This is a genomic window from Mesorhizobium sp. B2-5-4 (assembly GCF_006441095.1).
Classification (GTDB): Bacteria; Pseudomonadota; Alphaproteobacteria; order Rhizobiales; family Rhizobiaceae; genus Mesorhizobium; species Mesorhizobium salmacidum.
This window is the reverse complement of record NZ_VFUR01000005.1, coordinates 70,381-88,801: the sequence shown is the minus strand read 5'-3', so window position 1 is coordinate 88,801 and position 18,421 is coordinate 70,381. Positions and strand designations below refer to the sequence as shown.

The following is an 18,421-nucleotide window of genomic DNA, read 5'->3' as shown; positions in this document are numbered from 1 at the left end:
TTGCAAAGGCGAGGTGACGCACCTCGCGGCAAGACGCTCTAGCCGAACACGACAGGGGTGCCATGGCTGGCCATTCACAGTTCAAGAACATCATGCACCGCAAGGGCCGTCAGGACGCGGTGCGGTCGAAAATGTTTTCCAAGCTGGCGCGCGAAATCACCGTTGCGGCCAAGAGCGGGACGCCCGATCCATCGATGAACCCGCGCCTGCGCCTGGCGATCCAGAACGCCAAGGCGGTGTCGATGCCGAAGGACAACATCCAGCGCGCCATCAACAAGGCGTCGATGGGCGATGCCGAGAATTACGAAGCCGTGCGTTACGAAGGTTATGGGCCGGGTGGCGTCGCCGTGATCGTCGAGGCGCTGACCGACAACCGCAACCGGTCGGCGTCCAATGTCCGTGCCGCCTTCACCAAGGCAGGCGGCGCGCTCGGCGAAACCGGATCGGTATCGTTCATGTGGGACCGCGCCGGCGAAATCTACTATCCGGCCTCGGCAGGCAGTGCCGACAAGATCATGGACGCGGCCATCGAAGCCGGTGCCGACGATGTCGAATCGGACGAGGAAGGCCACACGATCTATTGCGCCTTCGAGACTCTCGGCGAAGTGTCCAAGGCGCTTGAAGCCTCGCTCGGCGAGGCCGAATCGGTCAAGGCGATCTGGAAGCCGCAGAACAATGTCCCGGTCGACGAAGAGCGGGCGCAGTCGCTGATGAAGCTGGTTGCGACGCTCGAGGACGATGACGACGTGCAAAGCGTGTACGCCAACTTCGAAGTCGACGACGAAACCTTGGCCAAGCTCAGCGCGGCGTGAGTGAAGCCCGATCCGACATGAGCAAAGCTCGGTTGCCCGCCATCCGCATCACCTACTGCACGCAATGCCAATGGCTGCTACGTGCCGGCTGGATGGCGCAGGAGCTGCTCTCCACCTTCGGCACCGATCTCGGTGAGGTGACGCTGGTGCCGGGCACCGGCGGCATCTTCACCATCTCGTGCAACGATGTACTGGTCTGGGACCGCAAGCGCGACGGCGGCTTTCCGGACGCGGCGAAACTCAAGCAGTTGGTCCGCGACGTGATCGATCCGGATCGTGATCTCGGTCACGCCGACCGCAAGGCGAAGAGCTGATATCTTCCCGCGCAAGCGGGACGATCACTTGCGCCTCTTTCCGAAAACAGCACCGATACCGGCGCCGATCGCTATGCCCATGCCGATGCCGACGGCGGGGTCATCCATCGCCACGCCGAGGGCAGCGCCGAGGCCGACGCCGATCGAAATGCCGACGGCCATGGTCGAATACGGATCGTTCACGGCTCTTTTCCCGACAATGCTTATGGCCGCCACAACGCCCGGCTGCGGCGGTCCGTCAACATGTCAACGCGCGGCGAACCAGAAGGATGCCATGGCAACGATGGCGGTGACGGTGCGAACGTGGTTCCACATCACCCAGTTCCGGAGAAAGCTGGTCCATACGGCGGCGCCATTGCTGCTGGCCGGATCGACGGTGGCCAGCGCATCGTTGAGAGGCACGTTGAAGACCATGGTCACGATCGGGTTGCCGACGAGATAGATCAGCGCGCCGGCCAGAAGCCAGAACGAACCCGGCTGGTTCCAGCCGATGAGGGCGCCGGCGATGAGCACGATGCAGACCAGCCCGGTGCCGAAGAGTGCCGTCATGAACATCGGCGTGATGACAGTGACGTTGATCGAATTCATGGCGGCGATGCCGCCCGCCGCCGGCAGGCGAGCGAACGCCGGCATGACGAAGTTGGAGAAGGCGAAGAACACGCCGCCGACCACGCCTGCGCCCAGGGCCGCGATGAAAGTGAGGATGGGAAGAAGTTTGACAATCATGTCGGTTGCTCCAAGTGCCGGTTGCGGCGGGTTCCTCTGTTTGCAAATGTGATTAATCCTCACATTTGCAAAATGTGATAAACCCTCGTATTCTGCGAGTCAAGTCATTCGAGGCGATTGCCGGGCGCGTTTGTTGGAGACAGTCATGGAAGGCATGCCGGCCAACGAGCAGATCGCTTCGCCGCGCCGGGCACCAAGCCAGCAGCGCAGCCGCGAGCGGGTCGAGCGCATGCTGGCCGCCGCCTCGGCGCTGATCGCCGAGCAAGGCAGCGATGCCATGCGCATGGGTGAAGTCGCTGAACGGGCAGGGGTGTCGATCGGATCGCTCTACCAGTTCTTTCCGGACAAGCGGGCGATCGTCTGGGCGCTGGCAGAGCGCTACACGGTGGAGAGCCAAGCCTGCATCTCGGCGGCGCTCAAGGATGTTAGGGATGCAGAGGGGCTGGGCCAAGCGTTTTCGGAGCTGGTCGACATCTACTACCGACTGTTCCTCGCCGAACCGGTGATGCGCGACATCTGGTCGGGCACGCAGGCCGACAAGGCGCTGCGCCGCCTCGAGCTCGCCGACAGCCGGGCCAATGCCGAATTCCTCGGTGCGGTGCTGAAGCGGCTACGTCCCGGCGCCGATCCCGTTTCCCTGGAGACCACGGCCTTTCTCGTCTGGCAGATGGGCGAGGCGGCCATGCGGCTGGCGATCTCGGTCGAGCGGCAGGAGGGCGACAGGCTGGTCGCAGCCTATAAGCGTATGGCGCTCAGGGAACTGCTGGCGGAATAGAGAGCCGAAAACTCAGCCTTCGGCCAAGCAACAAAAAACCCGCCACGAGGGCGGGCTTTTGATCTGCGAAAAAGCTCTTGCCTTAGAGGCCGAAACCTTCGAAGCGCTTCTTGAACTTCGACAGGCGGCCGCCGCGGTCGAGCAGAGTCTGCTGGCCGCCGGTCCAGGCCGGGTGGGTGGTCGGGTCGATGTCGAGGTTCATCGTATCGCCTTCCTTGCCCCAGGTCGAACGGGTCGTGTATTCGGTGCCGTCGGTCATGACGACCTTGATGGTGTGGTAGTCGGGATGAATAGCGCTCTTCATGGCTCGGTTCCTGGCTTGCTGGCGCGGCTGACTGGCATAAGCCTGCGTCGATGCGCCCCTTTTTTAAACTCGAAGCCGCAGCTATTGAGGAGCCACGGCTTCTAAAACGGTCGGCGTGGCTATACATCAGCCGAAATTGAATCACAAGGCCGTGGCTCGCGCATATTGAGGCGCATACAACAAGGCGGCTAGAGGAAACACCGGGATGGCGCAATCCAGCAGCGCAGACGAGCGCCGCCGCTCGCTCAAGCCGCTCAGGCGCCTGTTCCCTTACATCGGCCGCTACCGGAAAATGGTGGCGGGCGCCGTCGTCTCGCTGGCAGTCGCGGCGATGACGACGCTGGCGCTGCCGCTGGCGGTGCGGCGCATGATCGATCATGGCTTCACGCCGGCGGGATCCACCATCATCGCTGAATATTTCGCCGCGCTGGTGGCCATGGCGGCGCTTTTGGCGGCCGCCTCGGCCGGCCGCTACTATTTCGTCATCACGCTCGGCGAGCGCGTCGTCGCCGACATCAGGCGCGACGTTTTCGCTCATGTGACGACGCTGTCGCCGGCCTTCTTCGACACTGCCCAGTCGGGCGAGATCGTGTCGCGGCTCGCCGCCGACACCACGCAGGTCAAGTCGGCGGTAGGCGCCACGGCTTCGGTCGCGCTGCGCAACGTCATCCTTGGGCTCGGCGCCGTGGCGATGATGGTTGTCACCAGCCCAAAACTGTCCAGCCTGGTCATAGCGGCCATTCCGATCATCGTGCTGCCGCTGGTCGCCTTCGGCCGCTCCGTGAGGCGCAAATCCCGGCAGGCACAGGACACGCTCGCCGAGGCGACAGCCTATGCCAGCGAGCAGATCGGCGCAGTGCGCACGCTGCAGGCCTTTACCAATGAGAAACTGGTCACCGGTCGTTTTTCGGGCGCGGTGGAAGCCGCCTTCGAGGCGGCACGTGCCTCGATCTTCGCGCGGTCCTTCCTCACCTTCTTCGCCATCTTCACCATTTTCTCGTCGGTCGTTGCGGTGTTGTGGTTCGGCTCGCGCGACGTGCTCGACGGCAATCTGTCACCCGGCACGCTTGGCCAATTCCTGCTCTATTCGGTGTTCGCCGCCGGCGCGCTCGGCGCGCTGTCGGAAGTCTGGGGCGAACTCGCGCAAGCAGCGGGTGCGGCCGAACGGTTGACCGAGATCCTGGCCGAGACGCCGGCGATCCAGGCGCCGGCCGAGCCGAAGCCGATGCCGGCAATCGTGAAGGGCGCGATCATCTTCGACGACGTCTCGTTCTCTTATCCGGCGAGGCCCGACCGCGCCGCCGTCCATGGCTTGAGTTTTTCGGTCAAACCCGGCGAGACGGTGGCGATCGTCGGTCCCTCGGGTGCCGGCAAGAGCACTGTCTTTTCGCTGATCCTGCGCTTCTATGATCCCGAAACCGGCAAGATCCTGATCGACGGCATCGACGTGCGTGAGGCTGACCCCGTCGCGGTCAGGCAGCACATCGCCATCGTGCCGCAAGATGTCACCATCTTCGCGACGAGCGCGCGCGACAATATCGGCTTTGGCCGGCCAGGCGCCAGCGAGGCCGAGATCGAGGCGGCGGCGAAGGATGCGTTGGCCGACGAATTCATCCTCAAGCTTGAGAAAGGTTACGACAGCCAGGTCGGCGAACGCGGCGTGACGCTGTCAGGCGGCCAGCGCCAGCGGGTAGCGATCGCCCGCGCCATCCTGCGCGACGCGCCGGTCCTGTTGCTCGACGAGGCGACCTCGGCCCTCGACGCCGAAAGCGAGACGCTGGTGCAGACGGCGCTCGAGCGGCTGATGCAAGGCCGCACCACCATCGTCATCGCCCACCGGCTGGCGACCGTGCTCAAGGCCGACAGGATCCTGGTCATGGATGGCGGCCGCATCGTCGAGGAAGGCACGCATCAGAGCCTAGTCGTCAAGGGCGGCATCTATGCGCGCCTGGCCAAGCTGCAATTCGAGACCGGCGCCCGCGCCTTCAGGGGCGCGGCGGAATAGCGGGGCTCGATATGGCCGGTCTCATCCACCGTAGCGCTGCTTCAGGTGATTGACGAAATAAACGGCGTTGAGTTTTTCGCCGGTGGCGCGTTCGAGCAGGTCCGGCGTCGTCCAGCGCGATCCCTGCGACCATATCTTCTTGCGGCGCCAGTCGTTGATGGCCGCGAAATTCCCTTTCACCAGGTCGTCGTCGGCGGAAGGATGTTCGCGCATCAGCGCGGCCCATTGCTGCGCCGCCATCATCGCGCCCAGCGTGTAGGAGGGGAAATAGCCGAAGGCGGCACCCGGCCAGTGCACGTCCTGCATCGGCCCATCGGCCGGATTGTCGATGGTGGAGAGGCCGAGATAGTCGCGCATCTTGGCGTCCCAGGCTTCGGGTAGATCAGCCACCTCCAGCCTGCCCGAGACGAGTTCCTGCTCCAGTTCGTAGCGCAGGATGACATGCAGCGGATAGGTTACTTCGTCGGCATCCACGCGGATCAGGCCGCGCTCGACACGATGCACATGCGGCAAGAGATCATCGAGCGACCAGGTTTCGCCGAGATGCTTTTCCACCACCGGCAGCGCCCAGTGCCAGAAAGCAGGATTGCGGCCGATCTGCTTTTCGACGAACAGGCTCTGGCTTTCATGCACGGCCATGCCGCGGGCCTTGCCGAGCGGCCAGTGCGACCATGCCCTCGGCAGGTTCTGCTCATAGAGCGCATGGCCGGTCTCGTGCAGCACGCCCATCAGCGCCGACAGGAAGTCCGATGTCTTGTAGCGGGTGGTGATGCGCACGTCGCTGGGCACGCCGCCGCAGAACGGATGGTGCGACACCGACAGCGAGCCGCGTGTCAGGTCGAAGCCGACCGCCGCCATCATGGCGAGACCGAGTTCGCGTTGCCGGTCGATGGCATAGGTGCCTGAAAGCGGCTTCAGCGGATGCCTGCGCAGCCGCGCTTCCTGGATCGCCAGCGCCTCCGGCACGAAGCCTCTGAGGAAGGCCTTCAGGTCGGCGAAGACGGGAGTGATATCCGCCGTGCGGTTGCCGGGATCGTATTGTTCCATCAGCGCGTCATAGGGCGCGAGGCCGAGCACGTCGGAGCGCAGGGCCGCCTCTTCGCGCACCAGCGCCACCACGCCCTCGAGCGCCGGCTGGAAGCCAGCCCAGTTGTTCTTGGCGCGCAGGTCGCGCCATAGCTGCTCGCAACGCATGCGCGCCGTTGTCTGGCGTTCGACGAATTCGACCGGCAGGCAGGTCAGGTTGGTGTACTGCCGCCGCAGCTCGGTTAGGGCCGCGCGCTGCTCATCGTCCAATGCCTCGGCTTCGGCGGCGGCGATCCAGTCCGATATTTCCGGCGCGGTCGCCCTGGTGTGATACATGCCGGCCAGTGCCGCCATCGCCTCGGCGCGCTTCTCGCCACCGCCAACGGCCATATGGGTCGCTTCATCGGCGCCGAGGATGGCCAGCGCATGCTCAAGCGCTTCGAGCTTGTGGCCGAGGTCGTCGAGTTTGTGAAAGGACATGGCGGCTTCCGTGATTGAGGACGGCGCGAAAAGACACCAATGCAAAAGCCTTGGCAACCCTCAGATCCCATTCAGCAGATGCAGCTTGCGCAGGCGAGGTCGAGCATGAAATGCTGCCGGCGACGCATGCAGGGGGAGCAGAATGATCGGCAACATCCTGGTCGGGCTGGTGGCCTTGATCCATGTCTACATCGTCTATCTCGAGATGGTTCTTTGGGACACGCCGCGCGGGCACAAGACATTCCGCCTGACGCCGGAATTCGCCAGTGCCTCGAAGGTGCTCGCCGCCAATCAGGGCCTCTACAACGGATTTCTCGCCGCCGGCCTGATCTGGGGGCTTTACCTCGGCGCCGGCGGGTTCCAGGTCAAGGTCTTCTTCCTGTTGTGCGTGGCCATTGCCGGTCTCTATGGCGCGGCAACGGTCGGCCGCAAGATCCTTTACATCCAGACCGTGCCGGCGGCGGCCGCCCTGATCGCGGTCTGGCTTGGTTGGTAGGCAGGATGGGCTGGTAAGGAAAAGGACGCCTGCGGGATTGGGTCCCGAAGGCGCCAGTTGATCCCTTCCTCCTGGAACTTTCAGGCAGGATCGCCTCAGCCGTTCGGATAGTTTCCGCCGTCGGCGCCATCGCCCATCAGGAAACCGCTGCCGGTGTTGACCATCAGACGCTGGTCGACAGTGTCGAGCTGGCGCAGCAGGTCATGGTATTGCGCGGCCGGTATCCTGCCGTGATCCGACGCGGCTATCTTCTCGGCGGCCCGACCGATACGGGCGGTGCGCATTTCCAGGCGCTCCGCGACGGCCGGGGTGATGTTGTTAGCTCGCCTGGCGTCGACGATGCCCTGATGGACACCCCGAACCTGCTCAACGAGCGCTGCGACACGCGGGCCTGTCATGGCGGTCGGATCGGTCGCATCGAGTGCGCCCTTGTGGTGGCCCGCGGCATAGGCGCCGGCAAGCGGGGCCGCGATCAGAATCGCGGCAAGGGTTGCAGTCTTGAGAGATGCTGAAGTGCTCATAGGGAGGTTCCTCCTGCCGGGAAGGGAGAGCGGCCGCGCCGCTTCGCCTTCCGACCAGTTTGGGTCGTCCAGTTCCGTCGCGTCGCGATGGGAGGCATCGCCGGCGGTTCTCGACCCTGCGCGGCAAGCTAGGAGCGCTTCCGCGCGAAGTGTAATTAAAAAAAGATAATCTTTTCAGGCCTTGCTGGCCGCCGCTTGCGCCCTAGAGTTGAGTCGGCGAACAAATTCGCGTGAGCTCGCGTGATGATGGATCACCGTTCGGTGAGCTTCAGTTCAATGCGGCGGTTCTTGTTACGCGCTTCGTCGGTGTCGGCGGGGTCGAGCGGCTGGAACTCGCCGAAGCCGGCGGCGACGAGCCGGTTGGCCGGCACGCCGTTCTCGATCAGGAACTTGACCACCGAGGTCGAGCGCGCCGTCGACAACTCCCAATTGTCGCGGTAACGGCCATTGCCGGACAGCGGCTTGTTGTCGGTGTGACCATCGACGCGCAGCACCCAGTTGATCTCCGGCGGGATCTCTTTCTGCAATTCAATGATGGCATCGGCGAGCTTCTTCATCTCGACCTTGCCGGCGTCGTTGATCACTTCGGAGCCGGTCGGGAACAGCACTTCCGACTGGAACACGAAGCGGTCGCCGACGATGCGGATGTTCTCGCGATCGGCGAGGATTTCGCGCAGGCGCCCGAAGAAATCGGAGCGGTAGCGGTTCAATTCCTGCACACGCTGCGCCAGTGCCACGTTCAGGCGACGGCCGAGATCGGCGATCTTGGTGTTGGAATCGCGGTCGCGCGTTTCGGAGACGTTGAGGGCATCCTCGAGCGCGCCGATCTGCTTGCGCAAGGCCGCGATCTGCTGGTTGAGGATCTCTACCTGGCTCAGCGCCTGCTGGCTGATCTGGCGCTGGTTGTCGAGTTCACCACCCAACTGCGCGGCACGCTGGTTGGCGGCGTCGCCGGCGCCGGCACCTTGCGCCAGCAACTGTTCGAGCCGGCTCTTTTCCGCCTGCGCCGCCGACAGGGACGCCTGCAGATTGGCGAGCGAATCCTCCTTGTCCTGCGCCGTCGAGCGCTCCAGCGCCAGAAGCTGGGTCAGTTCGTTGATCTGCGAGTTGAGGCGCGACAGTGCCGTGTCCTTGCCGGAGATTTCGCGGCCGAGCAGGAACTGCGCCAACACGAAAACGGTGAGCAGGAACATGATGGCGAGCAGCAGCGTCGACAACGCGTCGACGAAGCCAGGCCAATAGTCGATACGGCGATCGGTACGCCGGCCCCTGGCAAGCGCCATGCTAGTGCACCCCGGGCTTCTTCAGTGCGTCGGCGATCTTCTCCAGCGTGTTGCGCATCGCCTTCTGCTCGTCGGACTGGGCCTCGACCCAATCGCGCATGATCTGCTGCTCGGAACGCATGTTCTTGACCAGGCCGGAAATGCCGTCGGCGAGATTGGCCATGGCGGTGGCGACGCGCGGATTGGAGCCGCCGCCGTTCTCCTGCATGCTGCGCAGCCGTTCCGACAGGACGCGGATCTCGTCGGAAGATTCGGCCTTGGCCGGGTCGGAAACGACGATATCGGACGACAGATCGGTGACCGAGGACAGCCAGTTCTCGAGCTCGGTGTAGAAGCGCGTCTGGGCGCGGCCGGCCTGCAGGTCGAGGAAGCCGAGCACGAGTGAGCCGGAGAGGCCGAACAGCGAGGACGAGAAGGCGGTGCCCATGCCGGCCAGCGGCGCCGACAGGCCCTGCTTCAGCGAATCGAGCACCGCCGCCGCATCGCCCGTGCCGGGATCGAGCGATTCGATTGTCTCGCGGATCGAGCCGATCGTATTCAACAGGCCCCAGAAAGTGCCAAGCAGGCCGAGGAACACCAGAAGGCCAACCAGGTAGCGCGAGGTGTCGCGGCTTTCGTCGAGGCGCGTGGCGATGGAATCGAGCATTGTGCGCATCGAGGAGGTCGAAAAGGCCATGGACGACGAGCGTCCGATCATCGCCTTCATCGGCGCCAGCAGCACCGGTTCGGTGGTCTCGGAGCCGGCGCGGAAGGAGTTGACCCAGCGCACCTCGCGAAACAGCCGTCCGACCTGCGTGAAGGCCAGCAGGATACCGACGACGAGCACGCCGACGATCAGGCCGTTGAGGCCGGGATTGGTGACGAATGCCGTCGTGACCTGGCGGGTCAGGATGGCGGCGATGAAGGCGACGATGGCCAGGAAGATGACCATGGTCAGCAGAAAGACCTGAGGGCTCGACAATTTGTGCGGATCGTAGATGAGCACGTCAGAGCGCCTGCCCATTCCGAAGGATCTGAGAAAAGCCATCCGTGCCCCGTTTCCGATGCCGCTGCCGCTGCCGCCGATCACGTAGTTGGCGACTCTAAACGGAATTGTGACCAAATTGAATGGTGCTTGGCAATATTGCCACAGGTGGCTTTTGGAGCCGGCGCTTCAAAGGCGGTTGATGACCAGGCAATCGACCATGGCCGCCAGATGAAGGCCGGCGCCGGTGACGACGAAGCCGTGCCACAGGGCGTTGTGGAAGCGCAGCGCCTTCCAGGCGAAGAAAATCACGCCGCAGGAATAGACGACGCCACCGGCGACGATGAGCACGATCGACGTGGTCGGCAGCGTCTCGACAAGCGGTTTGACAAGGACGATGCCGCTCCAGCCGATGGCAAGGTAGAAGACGATCGCCAGCCTGTCGAAGCGGCCGGGGAAAAACACCTTGATAGCAATGCCCGTTGCGGCCGCGGCCCAGACCAGAACGATCATCCAGCGCGCCAGCGGCGAGTTTCCCAACTGAGCGAGAAAGGGTGTGTAGGTGGCGGCGATCAACAGATAGATCGCGGCATGATCGAAACGCCGCAAAATCCATTTCGCGGGCGAGGTCACCGGCCACAGATTATAAGTCAGCGACACAGAAAGCACCGTGAGCAGCGAGACGACATAGAAGGCGGCTGCGATGTATTCGCCGGGCCCGACCCGGGAGGCGGCGAGCGCCAGCAGCGCCGAACCGGCCGCTATCGCCAGCACGATCCCAACAGCATGGACGATCCCGTCGGCGATCGTCTCGGCGCGCGAATAGTGCCAGCGTCCGATGAACGGGATGTCGATCTGTGGCTGGGTGTCGGTCATCTATCGTCCTGCATCACCCTTAATCTGGGCGACCGACGGACAGTATTTCAAGCTTTGTTTGCGGTTTTACGACTGCGGCGGTTCAGCGCGGCGGGAGCGGCTTTTTCACCGTCTTCAGCAATGCGCGCTGGATGATCTCGTTGCCGGCGACGACCGTGCCGGTGTCCAGCATGTCCTGTCCGCCATTCATGTCGGAGGCGAAGCCGCCTGCCTCGCGGATCAAGAGCAGGCCGGCGGCGATGTCCCAGGCCGACAGGCCGACTTCCCAGAACCCGTCCATGCGTCCGGCGGCGACATAGGCAAGATCGAGCGAGGCGGAGCCCATGCGGCGTACGCCGGAGACCTCGGCCATGACATTGCGCAGTTCGACCAGGAAATTGCCGTGATGGCCGCGGCCGAGATGCGGCACGCCGCAGCCGATCACCGTGTCGACAAGCTTGGTGCGGCCGGCGACGCGCAGGCGGCGATCATTCATGAAGGCACCGCCGCCGCGCTCGGTCGTATAGAGCTCGTCCATGGCCGGATTGTAGATGACGCCGGCAACGATCTGACCCTGGCGCTCAAGCGCGATGGAGACGGCGAAAAGCGGAATGCCGTGCAGGAAATTGGTGGTGCCGTCGAGCGGATCGACGATCCAGCGGTGCTGGCTGTCATCGCCAATGACCGTGCCGCGCTCTTCCATCAGGAAACCGTAGCCCGGGCGCGCTTTCGACAATTCGGCAAACACGATGTCCTCGGCCTTGCGGTCGGCCTGGCTGACATAGTCGCCGGGGCCCTTCATCGAGACCTGCAGGTTCTGGACCTCGCCGAAGTCGCGCGACAGCGAGCGGCCGGCCTTCATTGCGGCCTGAACCATGACGTTGAGGAGGGCGGAGCGTGCCATAGTGCTTCTTCCTGGTGCGGCGCTTTAAACTCTGTCTCGATGCATGCCGGTGACCCAAAACCAGGGCCACCTTTGGGCGACATGCATCAGTCGGCGCGGCGCACGTAAGTGATTTCGTTGGTGTCGACGATGATGCGTTCGCCGGCGCCGATGAAGGGCGGGACCAGCACCCGAATGCCGTTTTCCAGCACAGCCGGCTTGTAGGAGGACGCTGCCGTCTGGCCCTTCACCACGGGATCCGCCTCGGTGATGGTCAACGTCACATAGTCGGGCAGCGAAATGCCGATCGGCCGCTCCTCGTAGAGCTGAACCGTCACCATCATGCCGTCCTGCAGGAACGCGGCGCGGTCGCCGACGAAATCCTTGTTCAGTTCGAGCTGCTCGTAGCTTTGAGTATCCATGAATACCAGCGCGTCTTCCTGCTCGTAGAGGAAGGAAAAATCCTTCAGGTCGAGCCGGATCTGCTCGACCGTCTCGGCCGAACGGAAGCGTTCGTTGAGCTTGGTGCCGTTGATGAGGTTCTTCAGTTCGACCTGGTTATACGCGCCGCCCTTGCCGGGCTTTACGGTGTTGGTCCTGACCGCCACCCAGAGGCCGCCATCGTGTTCGATGACATAGCCGGGACGGATTTCGTTGCCATTGATCTTGGCCATGATGATGGGATCCGGGATGCTGCCAACGGCCAGACCGTTGGTTGGGATGTTCGCCGTGACAAGCGATTTAGGGCTCCAAGACCACAAATCGCCCGGAGAGGCAAGGGAGGACGGGTCGGCTCCAGCCGGCAAGGCGGCATCAGGTCTCGATATCGAGGACGTCGCCGACGGTCGTTGCAATGGCCTGCGCGGCCTTCGCCAGGCGGTTGAGGTGAGGAGAGCGCAGTGCCACGACCTGCAATGAAAGGTCCAAATCTCCAGTATCGACAAGCGCGAGGTCGTCGGGAAGTCCGCGCGCGGCGAGCCGCGACGGCATGAGGCCGAGGCCGTGTCCCCGACGTACCCATTCCATCTGCATCGCCGGGTCCTGAATTTCCGCTGCCACAACGAGCCGATGCCGTTCGCCGCCCAAAATGGCGAGGAGTCTCTGACGTGCGTCGCAAGGCTCGGGACTGAGCACCCAAGGCATGGAAGCCCAGGCGGCGTCCGTAAGACGGGATTTGGTAGCGCCGGCCTGCGCTATGACGGCGAGACGTTCGGTGCCGAGCACGTCCGGGCCTTGATGACTGGCGGGTCGTAGAACAATCGCCATGTCGAGCAGGCCGCGCTCGAACTGCTCGATCAGATCCGCGCTCCAACCGGTCTTGAGCCGCAAGGATATTTTTGGAAACGTCGCAGCCGCGCGAGCTATACCGCCCGCAACGCTCCCGTCGGACAAGCCATGTGCCAAGCCGACACGCAGCACGCCTTGCGGTTCGGTGTCGGCGGCGAAGGCTTTCAGAGCCTCGATTGACGCCAGTATGTCTTTCGCGCGCTCCAACACCTCCAGTCCCGCCGTGGTCAGGCGCGGCGGCTTCTGCCGGCGATCAAGAAGCGTTGTCCCGAGCATATCCTCCAGTCGCTGCACCTGACGGGTGACGGCAGGCTGCGTCAAAGGCAGGCGCCGGGCCACATTCTGAATAGAGCCTTCCTCGGCGAACAGAACGAGCGTGCGCAGTTCCTCCAGCATTCTAGCGGTGCTCCAAATGCATAATCATACTGATTATTATGAATTTGAAATCATAAGCAAGGCAAGCGATTTTCCTTTCCAGGACCTCCAAACGGAAAGAAGACAATGAAGGCCATCGAATTGCAGCACCCGGGCGGCATCGACAATCTCAGGCTGGTCGAGCGGCTGATGCCGGAACCGGGCCGCCAGGAGATGATTATCAAGGTCAAGGCCACGGCACTGAATTACCGCGATGTGGAAATCGCCCGTGGCAGTTACCACACTGCCTTTGCGCTGCCATTGGTTCCGCTTTCGGACGGCGTCGGCGAAGTGGTTGCCGTTGGCGCCGAAGTGACCCGCTTCAAGGTCGGCGACCGCGTCTGCGCTACATTCTGGCAGCGTTGGATCGGCGGCAGTTTCGCCATGGCCGAACCCTCCTATCAACGGGGCGGTCCCATCGACGGGTTGCTCAGCGAGTTCGCGAGGCTGGATGAACAGGCGGCCGTCCTTGCGCCAGAGCACCTGAGCGACGTCGAGGCCGCGACCCTGCCTTGCGCCGCCGTGACGGCCTGGCATGCGCTGTTCACCGAAGGCCGGTTGAAACCCGGCGAGACGGTGCTGAGCCTGGGCACAGGCGGTGTCTCGCTGTTTGCGGTGCAGTTTGCCGCCGCCGCCGGCGCACGCGTCATCGTCACGTCAAGCAGCGACGACAAGCTCACGCGCGCAAAAGCGCTTGGCGCCCATGATGGCATCAACTACCGCAGCGACCCGGATTGGGCGTCAGCCGTGCTGGCGCTCACCGGTGGGCTGGGCGCCGATCACATCATCGAAGTCGGCGGGCCGCAAAGCTTCGCCCAGTCGCTGAGGGCTTCGGCGCGGGGTGCCCAGATCAACGTAATTGGCTATCTCGGCGGCAGTGAAGGGGCAGTCAACCCGCTCGACATCTTCCGCCGCCAGGTCCGGGCACGCGGGATACCGGTTGGTTCACGCGAATCCTTCGAGGCGATGAACCGGGCTCTTGCCGTCAACCGGTTGACGCCGGTGATCGACAAGGTCTTGCCGTGGCGTGAGGCAGCCAGCGCCTTCCGCCATCTCGAACACGGCTCGCCCTTCGGCAAAGTCGTCCTGGATCACATTCAATAAGCGTGCGCGCTGTCCTCAGGGCAGGCGGTTCGCCTTCTGCAGGGCCTGCTTGGTCTGGTCGTCGCTCAACCCTTGCAGGAAATCGTCCATCTCCTGATCGATGAGGCCGGCGCGGCGGGCGACGATGTACCAGGCGCCGGCGAGCACGAGGTCCGGATCGGTGCCGATGCCTTGCATATAGAGTTTTGCCAGGCGGTTCTGGGCCGCGACATTGCCGCCTTCGGCGGCCTGCTTCGTCCAGCCGAACGCCGATTTCAGGTCGCGCGCGCCGCCGCGGCCCTCGATCATCCAGGCGGCGAGATCGATCTGCGCGGTGTCATAGTTCTGACGGGCGGCCTGCGCCAGCAGCCGCCGTGCCTGTGCGTCGTCGCGCGGCTTGCCGCCGACGCCATTGGCATAGATCTGAGACATGGCGTATTGCGCATCGGCGAGACCGGTCGCCGCAGCGCGCTCATAATAGGAAACCGCCTTGGCCAGGCCGGCGTCGCCGGGATCCTGCTGGACCAGCATCTGCGCGAAATTGAATTGCGCCAGCTGGTTGCCGGCTTCGGCGGCGGCCTGCATCAGGGCATAGGCCCCCTTCGCGTCCTTCTTGACATAGCGGCCGTCGAGCAGCATCAGCGCATATTGAAACTGCGATTCCGGGACGCCCTGCTCGGCGGCAAGCGCATACCATTTCGCGGCCTCGGCCGAGTTCAACGGGACACCCAACCCGCGCGACAGGATCTCGGCCACCAGCGTCTGCGCGGCCGGGTCGCCATTCTGCGCACGGACCAGCGCCAGATTGTAGGCGGTCTTGTAGAGCCCGCGCTGGAAGGCACCATAGGCGGCGTCGGCCGGCTTGGCGCCGAAACGATCGGGATTGACGGTGTCGACCGAGGGCAGCGGTGCAGGCTCCGCCGTGGTGGCAGGCTGGGGCAACTGGTTTTCGATCGGCTTGTCGGTGTGCACGCCGGTTTCAGGCTTGGGCTGCGGCAAGGGTATGGTTTCGGCGGCGGCGGCCTGGATCATCACCGCCGCAAGCAGGGCCTGAAGGGAAAGCCTTGCCAGGGACACGTCAATCCTCGAAGCGCGGCGCTGTTTCGTCGAGCAGCGCATTGGCGCGAGTGATCGCCGCCTTCGGATCGACGCCGTCGGCGAACACGGCGCTGGACAGCGCGACGAACTCGGCGCCGGTGGCGGCCACCGTCTCGACGGAGGCAAGATCGCAACCGGCCTCGACGATGCAGGGGATCTGGATCATCTGCGCCCACCATTGCCCCAATGACAGGTTGCGCGGATGCGGCTCGGGCTTGTTGTCGTAGCCGAAGCGGCCGAAGAAAATGTAATCGGGCCTGGCTTCGCCAAGCTCCAGCGCGTCGTCGCGGGTCTTGGCACCGCCGGCGCCGACCATCATTTTCGCCTGGAAATGCTCGATCGTCTCCGCGAGTTCGGCCTTGGAGACCTCGACATGGATGCCGTCGGCCTGGACCCGGCCCGCGATGCGGGTGTCGCCAGCGATGATGACGGCCACGCCCGCGGCCTGCGCGGCCGGCACGACCTGTTCGGCAAAGGCCTGGAAGGAGGCCTCGTCCATGCCGTTCTCGGGCAGGATCAGCGAGGCGATGTCGCCGCCGTCGAACGCGGCCGCGATGCGGGTGGCCAGCACGCCGGGCGGCGCGATCAGTACGATGCGGCAGCGGTTGGGGGGCGTTGCGTCATTCATGGTTCTTCGATCCCGGGTTTCGCCTATGCCGGGCGAAGATGGTTGGATTGCGGCATAGAGCAAACTGCCCGCTTTGAACAGGCGGGCAGCCAGGATCGCAATTTTTGACCGGCCGGGTAGCCGGCATGCCGCCTTACTTGATCGGCTGCGGGCTCGCGGCGGACGGTCTGGATTTCCACAATGTCCAGCCGAGGTTCATGCCGGCGGCAGCGGTCAGGATGGCGGCGGCGCCGACGACCTGACTGAGATGCAGCCGATGGCCGAAGGCCGTGACATCGACCAGGATGGCAACGACCGGATAGATGAAGGACAGCGACCCCTGCAGATGCGTCGGCAGCCTCTGGATGGCGCCGTACATCAGGATATACATCAGGCCGGTGTGAACGACGCCGAGCGTCGCCAGCATAGCCCAGCTCCATGGATCGGCGGGAAGATGCGAGAGATTGGCGAAGGGGGCCAGCATGACCACGCCGACGCAAACCTGGATGAGTGCGATCAGATGCGGGGGCGTGCCCTTGAGCTTCTTGGTGACGATGGCCGCGACCGCCCAGAAGAAGGCGGCGGCCAGGGCCATGAGAATGCCGGCGAAATAGTTCGTGCCGACATCGCCGGCGTCAGGGGCGGCCCCGACGATCAGCACCATGCCGGCGAAGGCGATTGCCAGCCAGCTCAGCTTGGTCAATGTCAGCCGCTCGGCGAACAACAGCGCGCCGAAGCCGACCAGCATGAAGGGCTGCGTGTTGTAGACCGCGGTGGCGATCGAGATGGAGGCGCGTGAGAAGGCGCTGAACAGGAGCAGCCAGTTGATGACGATCGCCGCGCCCCCAAGTGCCGCGAGGCCGACGATGCGCAACGACAGTCTCTTGCGCAACAATCCAAGCGAGGCACAGATGACGAGCAGCGTCAGCGCGCCGAACGCGCAGCGCCAGAACACCACATCCATGATCGGCTGGCCGGACATGATGACGAACCATCCGATCGTTCCCAAGATCGCCATTGCGGCCGACATTTCGACCGTGCCACGTACAGTATCGTTCATGATAAGCCTCTGAACCCGTTGAGGCGGCATAATCCCATGCGATGCGGAGGCTTTCCATCTCCATGAAAAGGAGTTATGACGACTTTGCCTAATTATCTTAGGCTGGCAGCTTGGAATCCGCGAGAAAAATAAATGCTGGATGACTTCGACCGAAATCTGCTGGAAATCCTGGTCAGGGATGCGCGGACCTCGCTGAAGGATCTCGCGGCCCAGGTCGGGCTGTCGTCGCCGAGCGTCTCGGAGCGGCTGCGGCGGCTCGAGGAACGGGGCGTCATCCGGGCGTTCACCGTCGAGATCGACCCGCTGGCGCTCGGCTATACGCTCCAGGCGATCGTGCGGATCAAACCTTTGCCGGGCAAGCTGCACATCGTCCAGAAACTGATCGAGGAGATTGCCGAGTTTGGTGAATGCGACAAGGTGACGGGCGATGACTGTTTCGTCGCCCGGCTTTACGTACGCTCGATCGGCGACCTCGATGGTGTTCTCGACCGTATCGCCGACAAGGCCGAGACCAGCACCGCCATCATCAAGGCACAGCCGATCCGGCGGCGGCCGCCGCCCCTGGGGTTGCCGTCGGGCTCACAGGCTTGACACCACATGGCCATGGTGGAAAGGCGCGGCCAATTCACCAAATGTCAGTCTTCCGCCAGATGGCTGTCCTAGGAGCGAGAAAAACATGGCGCAGAACATTTACGATCAGCCGGATTTCTTCGCTGGCTACAGCCAGCTTGGCCGCTCTGTCGAAGGCCTGGACGGCGCTGCCGAGTGGCCGGCGCTGCGTGCGATGCTGCCTGACGTCGCAGGCCTCAGGATCGTCGACCTCGGCTGCGGCTTCGGCTGGTTTTGCCGCTGGGCGCACGAGCAAGGGGCGAGGCAAGTCCTTGGGCTTGACCTGTCGGAGAAGATGCTTGCCCGTGCGAGAGCGGCCGGCCCGGACGCCGGCGTCACCTACGAGAGAGCCGACCTCGACCAGCTAAGCCTGCCGCAAGGCGGCTTCGATCTCGCCTACAGTTCGCTCGTCTTGCACTATATCGAGGATATTGAGCGCCTGTTCAGGACCGTGCACCAGGCCCTGTCGCCCGGCGGCCATTTTGTCTTCTCGACGGAACATCCGATCTACATGGCCCCAACCAAACCGGGCTGGTCGATCGATGGGGAAGGGAAAAGGACCTGGCCCGTCGACCGGTATCTGGTGGAAGGGCCGCGCAAGACCGACTGGCTGGCCAAGGGGGTGGTCAAACATCACCGCACCATCGGCACAACGCTCAACACGCTGATCCGCACGGGTTTCACAATCGAGTATGTCGACGAATTCCGTCCGACGGCCGCGCAGATCGCGGCTAGGCCGGATCTTGCGGAAGAGCTCGAGCGGCCGATGTTCCTGCTGGTTTCGGCGCGCCGATAAGGGTTCGAAGCCCGTTGGCCCGA

22 protein-coding genes are annotated in these 18,421 nt (G+C 63.8%); 8 read left to right on the top strand and 14 right to left on the bottom strand.

Going from position 1 to position 18,421, the window contains the following annotated elements:
* Positions 1 to 62: 62 nt before the first annotated feature.
* On the top strand, positions 63 to 812 hold the full coding sequence (locus tag FJ492_RS08015; RefSeq protein ID WP_140508917.1) for a YebC/PmpR family DNA-binding transcriptional regulator: 750 nt from the start codon (positions 63 to 65) through the stop codon (positions 810 to 812).
* Positions 813 to 829: 17 nt separating this feature from the next.
* The gene (locus FJ492_RS08010; RefSeq protein WP_032934919.1) at positions 830 to 1,126 is read left to right on the top strand and encodes a SelT/SelW/SelH family protein; all 297 of its coding nucleotides are present in this window, start codon (positions 830 to 832) and stop codon (positions 1,124 to 1,126) included.
* A 24-nt stretch (positions 1,127 to 1,150) separates the two neighbouring features.
* Here the strand turns inward: FJ492_RS08010 and FJ492_RS28680 are convergent, their stop codons facing one another.
* Together FJ492_RS28680 and FJ492_RS08005 are read right to left on the bottom strand one after the other, a co-directional pair.
* Complete coding sequence (locus tag FJ492_RS28680; RefSeq protein ID WP_181166615.1) at positions 1,151 to 1,309, bottom strand: hypothetical protein; 159 nt, start codon at positions 1,307 to 1,309, stop codon at positions 1,151 to 1,153.
* A gap of 63 nt (positions 1,310 to 1,372) precedes the next feature.
* Positions 1,373 to 1,852, bottom strand: a complete 480-nt coding sequence (locus FJ492_RS08005) for a DUF1772 domain-containing protein (protein ID WP_181166604.1) — start codon at positions 1,850 to 1,852, stop codon at positions 1,373 to 1,375.
* Positions 1,853 to 1,997: 145 nt separating this feature from the next.
* Between FJ492_RS08005 and FJ492_RS08000 the strand changes: the two genes are divergently transcribed.
* The gene (locus tag FJ492_RS08000) at positions 1,998 to 2,627 is read left to right on the top strand and encodes a TetR/AcrR family transcriptional regulator (protein WP_140769369.1); all 630 of its coding nucleotides are present in this window, start codon (positions 1,998 to 2,000) and stop codon (positions 2,625 to 2,627) included.
* Positions 2,628 to 2,709: 82 nt separating this feature from the next.
* Here FJ492_RS08000 and rpmE read toward each other — a convergent pair whose 3' ends face one another.
* Complete coding sequence (gene rpmE / locus FJ492_RS07995; RefSeq protein WP_010912060.1) at positions 2,710 to 2,931, bottom strand: 50S ribosomal protein L31; 222 nt, start codon at positions 2,929 to 2,931, stop codon at positions 2,710 to 2,712.
* A gap of 205 nt (positions 2,932 to 3,136) precedes the next feature.
* Here rpmE and FJ492_RS07990 point away from each other — a divergent pair, with 205 nt between their 5' ends.
* Positions 3,137 to 4,936, top strand: a complete 1,800-nt coding sequence (locus tag FJ492_RS07990; RefSeq protein ID WP_140769367.1) for an ABC transporter transmembrane domain-containing protein — start codon at positions 3,137 to 3,139, stop codon at positions 4,934 to 4,936.
* 21 nt (positions 4,937 to 4,957) lie between these two features.
* Here FJ492_RS07990 and FJ492_RS07985 read toward each other — a convergent pair whose 3' ends face one another.
* The gene (locus FJ492_RS07985) at positions 4,958 to 6,442 is read right to left on the bottom strand and encodes a carboxypeptidase M32 (RefSeq protein ID WP_140769365.1); all 1,485 of its coding nucleotides are present in this window, start codon (positions 6,440 to 6,442) and stop codon (positions 4,958 to 4,960) included.
* Between the two features lie 142 nt (positions 6,443 to 6,584).
* Between FJ492_RS07985 and FJ492_RS07980 the strand changes: the two genes are divergently transcribed.
* Positions 6,585 to 6,938: a DUF1304 domain-containing protein gene (locus tag FJ492_RS07980; protein ID WP_140752573.1), complete on the top strand. Its 354-nt coding sequence runs from the start codon at positions 6,585 to 6,587 to the stop codon at positions 6,936 to 6,938.
* A gap of 95 nt (positions 6,939 to 7,033) precedes the next feature.
* Here FJ492_RS07980 and FJ492_RS07975 read toward each other — a convergent pair whose 3' ends face one another.
* The 7 genes from FJ492_RS07975 to FJ492_RS07945 all read right to left on the bottom strand — a co-directional run bounded on the left by FJ492_RS07975 (position 7,034) and on the right by FJ492_RS07945 (position 13,127).
* Complete coding sequence (locus FJ492_RS07975) at positions 7,034 to 7,459, bottom strand: hypothetical protein (RefSeq protein ID WP_140769363.1); 426 nt, start codon at positions 7,457 to 7,459, stop codon at positions 7,034 to 7,036.
* A 251-nt stretch (positions 7,460 to 7,710) separates the two neighbouring features.
* Positions 7,711 to 8,742 (bottom strand): peptidoglycan -binding protein, encoded by a 1,032-nt coding sequence (locus tag FJ492_RS07970; RefSeq protein WP_140508938.1) that lies wholly within the window; start codon positions 8,740 to 8,742, stop codon positions 7,711 to 7,713.
* Between the two features lies 1 nt (position 8,743).
* Positions 8,744 to 9,769, bottom strand: a complete 1,026-nt coding sequence (locus FJ492_RS07965) for a MotA/TolQ/ExbB proton channel family protein (RefSeq protein WP_140508940.1) — start codon at positions 9,767 to 9,769, stop codon at positions 8,744 to 8,746.
* Between the two features lie 126 nt (positions 9,770 to 9,895).
* Positions 9,896 to 10,582: a hemolysin III family protein gene (locus FJ492_RS07960; protein ID WP_140752577.1), complete on the bottom strand. Its 687-nt coding sequence runs from the start codon at positions 10,580 to 10,582 to the stop codon at positions 9,896 to 9,898.
* 82 nt (positions 10,583 to 10,664) lie between these two features.
* Complete coding sequence (locus tag FJ492_RS07955; RefSeq protein ID WP_140508944.1) at positions 10,665 to 11,465, bottom strand: inositol monophosphatase family protein; 801 nt, start codon at positions 11,463 to 11,465, stop codon at positions 10,665 to 10,667.
* Between the two features lie 86 nt (positions 11,466 to 11,551).
* Positions 11,552 to 12,118, bottom strand: coding sequence for an elongation factor P (gene efp / locus FJ492_RS07950; protein ID WP_027141779.1), 567 nt, complete (start codon positions 12,116 to 12,118; stop codon positions 11,552 to 11,554).
* Positions 12,119 to 12,257: 139 nt separating this feature from the next.
* A complete protein-coding gene (locus FJ492_RS07945; protein ID WP_140713082.1) occupies positions 12,258 to 13,127 on the bottom strand; it encodes a LysR family transcriptional regulator in 870 nt (289 codons plus the stop codon).
* Between the two features lie 105 nt (positions 13,128 to 13,232).
* Between FJ492_RS07945 and FJ492_RS07940 the strand changes: the two genes are divergently transcribed.
* On the top strand, positions 13,233 to 14,249 hold the full coding sequence (locus FJ492_RS07940; protein ID WP_140769361.1) for an NAD(P)-dependent alcohol dehydrogenase: 1,017 nt from the start codon (positions 13,233 to 13,235) through the stop codon (positions 14,247 to 14,249).
* A gap of 15 nt (positions 14,250 to 14,264) precedes the next feature.
* On the opposite strand, the gene FJ492_RS07935 is transcribed toward FJ492_RS07940, so the two are convergent.
* From FJ492_RS07935 to FJ492_RS07925, 3 genes are all read right to left on the bottom strand, one after another.
* Positions 14,265 to 15,305 carry a tetratricopeptide repeat protein gene (locus tag FJ492_RS07935; RefSeq protein ID WP_140508948.1) on the bottom strand — a complete coding sequence of 347 codons (1,041 nt, stop codon included), beginning with the start codon at positions 15,303 to 15,305 and terminating at the stop codon, positions 14,265 to 14,267.
* 1 nt (position 15,306) lies between these two features.
* Complete coding sequence (locus FJ492_RS07930) at positions 15,307 to 15,954, bottom strand: thiamine phosphate synthase (protein WP_140752585.1); 648 nt, start codon at positions 15,952 to 15,954, stop codon at positions 15,307 to 15,309.
* A gap of 133 nt (positions 15,955 to 16,087) precedes the next feature.
* Positions 16,088 to 16,993, bottom strand: a complete 906-nt coding sequence (locus FJ492_RS07925; protein ID WP_140713074.1) for a DMT family transporter — start codon at positions 16,991 to 16,993, stop codon at positions 16,088 to 16,090.
* Between the two features lie 132 nt (positions 16,994 to 17,125).
* Between FJ492_RS07925 and FJ492_RS07920 the strand changes: the two genes are divergently transcribed.
* Together FJ492_RS07920 and FJ492_RS07915 are read left to right on the top strand one after the other, a co-directional pair.
* A complete protein-coding gene (locus FJ492_RS07920; protein ID WP_140508953.1) occupies positions 17,126 to 17,584 on the top strand; it encodes an Lrp/AsnC family transcriptional regulator in 459 nt (152 codons plus the stop codon).
* An 85-nt stretch (positions 17,585 to 17,669) separates the two neighbouring features.
* Positions 17,670 to 18,398 (top strand): class I SAM-dependent methyltransferase, encoded by a 729-nt coding sequence (locus tag FJ492_RS07915; RefSeq protein ID WP_140769359.1) that lies wholly within the window; start codon positions 17,670 to 17,672, stop codon positions 18,396 to 18,398.
* The last annotated feature ends 23 nt before the right edge of the window (positions 18,399 to 18,421 follow it).